The organism is Azospirillum sp. B4 (assembly GCF_000333275.1).
Taxonomy (GTDB): domain Bacteria; phylum Pseudomonadota; class Alphaproteobacteria; order Azospirillales; family Azospirillaceae; genus Nitrospirillum.
In genome coordinates this window covers 1-2,515 of the sequence record NZ_BACU01000155.1, presented here as the reverse complement: position 1 = coordinate 2,515, position 2,515 = coordinate 1, and the positions used below count along the sequence as shown (strand labels likewise).

Annotated in this window: 2 protein-coding genes and 1 pseudogene; all 3 read right to left on the bottom strand. The window is 67.8% G+C overall.

All coding sequences use genetic code 11. The features are described from left to right. Window positions 1–58: 58 nt before the first annotated feature. On the bottom strand, window positions 59–643 hold the full coding sequence (locus tag I55_RS07150) for a plasmid pRiA4b ORF-3 family protein (protein ID WP_044559819.1): 585 nt from the start codon (window positions 641–643) through the stop codon (window positions 59–61). Beyond that, a pseudogene (locus tag I55_RS07145) lies at window positions 640–2,090 on the bottom strand (IS66 family transposase). Before I55_RS07145 ends, I55_RS07150 begins: the two are co-directional and overlap by 4 nt. 45 nt (window positions 2,091–2,135) lie before the next feature. Continuing rightward, window positions 2,136–2,429 carry an IS66 family insertion sequence element accessory protein TnpB gene (gene tnpB / locus I55_RS07140; RefSeq protein WP_376739175.1) on the bottom strand — a complete coding sequence of 98 codons (294 nt, stop codon included), beginning with the start codon at window positions 2,427–2,429 and terminating at the stop codon, window positions 2,136–2,138. Between the last annotated feature and the right edge of the window lie 86 nt (window positions 2,430–2,515).

The window sequence follows — 2,515 nt, the reverse complement described above, 5'->3', positions numbered from 1 at the left end:
GGCCATCGTGGGCCGGGACCGGAAAGCTATCGAAGCGGCTGCCGACGAGCGGTAAGCGTCAGCGGATCACCGCGTCTTTGCCTTTTTTCGGTGCTGACCGGCGAGCGGCGATGCGGGCGAGTCTTTGCCTGACCGGTTGCTCATCGAAGGCGCCAGGATCGTAGTCACCGAGCCACTCCTTGACCTCATCGTGATCGGGATGGTTCGGGTCAGCGAGGATGTCGAGTTGAGCATAGAAGCCAGGAATGCCGCCGCAATCCTCCGGCGGCGCGGCACCTTCCCCGGCGACGTAGCGGGGATAGGCGACACCCATTTCGGGCGGACGGGGCCGGGTCACAGTCAGTTGATGTTCCCAGCAGTCACCGAAGTCGTAGGTGTAGAGGAGCTTGGTCTTGCGAGGCCGCAGCAGGTCTTGAAGCGGCAGCTTGGCGGCCCGGCTTTGGGATATCTCCTCGCTGTCGCTGGCGAATGACCAGAGATGGGCATCCTGCCATTCCATGGCGGCCTGGATGACGCCATGAACTTGCTTCAGCGTCATCGTGATCGGCACCTCGACCTCGCGCCAGATCGGCGGGTCGGTGTCGAGCAGATCGATGCGGACTGTCGCGATGAGCTCTGGCGGGAGGGGGGCGTCGGCGGTCATGCCGCGAGTTTGTCAGCCCGGCGTGTCCAGTTCCAGGGCAGAAGTTCGGCCAGCCGGTTGATCGGATGGCCCTTGGCCATGCGGTCCAGGACATCCGCCAGATAGGCCTCGGGGTCGAGCCCGTTCAGCTTCGCCGTCTCCAGGACGGAGTAGAGGAGTGCCGCCCGGTCGCCGCCCGCCTCGGAGCCCAGGAACAGGAAGTTCTTCCTGGTAAGGGCGATGCCACGCAGGGAGCGCTCGGCGGGATTGTTGTCGATGGCGATGCGGCCGTCGGCGACATAGAGGGTGAGCGCGTTCCAGCGGTTCAGCGCATACCCGATCGCCTTGCCCAGCGTGTTCTTGGCCGACAGGCGCCGCTGCTGCGCCTCCAGCCATGGTTTGAGGTCGTTGGAACGATACCGGGCGGGACCAGGCCCGATGGCCGGGTCAGGGCCTCATAGCCCGTGTAGGCGTCGGCCTGGATCACCCCGCTGAACCCGGAGAGATGCTCACGCGGGCGCTCGCCCTTGCGGTCCGGGCTGAAGCGATAGAACGCCGCCGGCGCACGGTCACCGCACCAGGGCCGCTCATCGACCAGATAGGTCCAGAGCCGACCGAGCCTGGTCTGGCCGTTGCCGGGGGCCAGCACCTTGACCGGCGTGTCGTCGGTGTGGATGATTGGCGCCGCCATCACATGGGCGCCGATCAGACCGGCCAGGGGGGCTACCCACCAGGCGGCATGGCCGACCCAATCGGCCAAGGTCGCGCGCTCGATCGCGATGCCCTCACGCGCCAGGATCGCCGACTGCCGGTAGAGCGGCAGCCCGTCCAGGTACTTCGACACCACGACATTGGCCAGCAGGCCGGCCCCGGGGCGGCCCTTCTCCACCGGCAGGTCCGGGGCCGGCGCCTGGAGGACGGCCTCGCACGCCCGGCAAGACAGCTTCGGCCGGATGTGGCGGATCACCTTGAGCCGGGCCGGGATCTTCTCCAGTACCTCGGTCACGTCCTCACCCAACCGGGAGAAATGCGTGCCGCCGCAGCCGGGGCAGACGTCGCCTGGGGAATGGACGACCTCTTCGCGTGGCAAATGCTCCGGCAGGGGACGGCGCACCGGATGACGCTGGTCCCGCTGGCGCCGTTCCGGGGCCGCGTTCCCGCCATCCAGCGACGGCGCCGTCCGGGCGGCCTCGCCTTCCTCCAGGTCTTCCAGCATCAGTTCCAGTTGGGCGATCTGCCGGTCGAGCTTCTCCGACGAGCGGCCGAACTGCATCCGGCGAAGCTTGGCCAGTTGCGCCTTATACTGCTCGATCAGGAGACGTGCGCCGGTCAGTTCCGCCCGCGCCGCGGCCAGTTCGGCCTCGCGTTCGGCGAGCCGGGCACGAAGCTCGGCGATCTCTGCGGCAACGTCGGTCATGGGGCGGATTCTACCCGAAAACACCACCACCGGCAGGGTGGTGGACAGCATCCGAGTCACTATGACGCGCCGGGGGCCGCATGGAACCGAGCGTGCTCAGCAGGCCGCGTCCGGCTGCCAGGTGCGCACCGGCGTCCGCCAATCGATCCCTTCCAGCAGCATGGAAACCTGGGCGGAGGTGAGCACGACCGAGCCCTCCCGGGCCTGCGGCCAGACGAACCGGCCGCGCTCCAGCCGCTTGGAGAACAGGCAAAGGCCCTGGCCGTCCCACCATAGAATCTTGATCAGGTCGCCCCGCCGCCCCCGGAAGGCGTAAAGCGCGCCGTCGTGGGGATCAAGCCTCAGCATCGTCTGCACCTGGGCGGCCAGGCTGTCGAACCCACGGCGCATATCGGTCGCGCCGCACGCCAGGTAGATGCGCACATTGCCCGGAATGCCGATCACGACAACGCCCGCCAAACCCCGGCGCAAGGCAG

Bases quoted from the DNA above. Each gene is read 5' to 3' on its own strand.
- I55_RS07150 (WP_044559819.1), bottom strand. From the start codon at position 643: ATGACCGCCGACGCCCCCCTCCCGCCAGAGCTCATCGCGACAGTCCGC.
- tnpB (WP_376739175.1), bottom strand. From the start codon at position 2,429: ATGCGCCGTGGGTTCGACAGCCTGGCCGCCCAGGTGCAGACGATGCTG.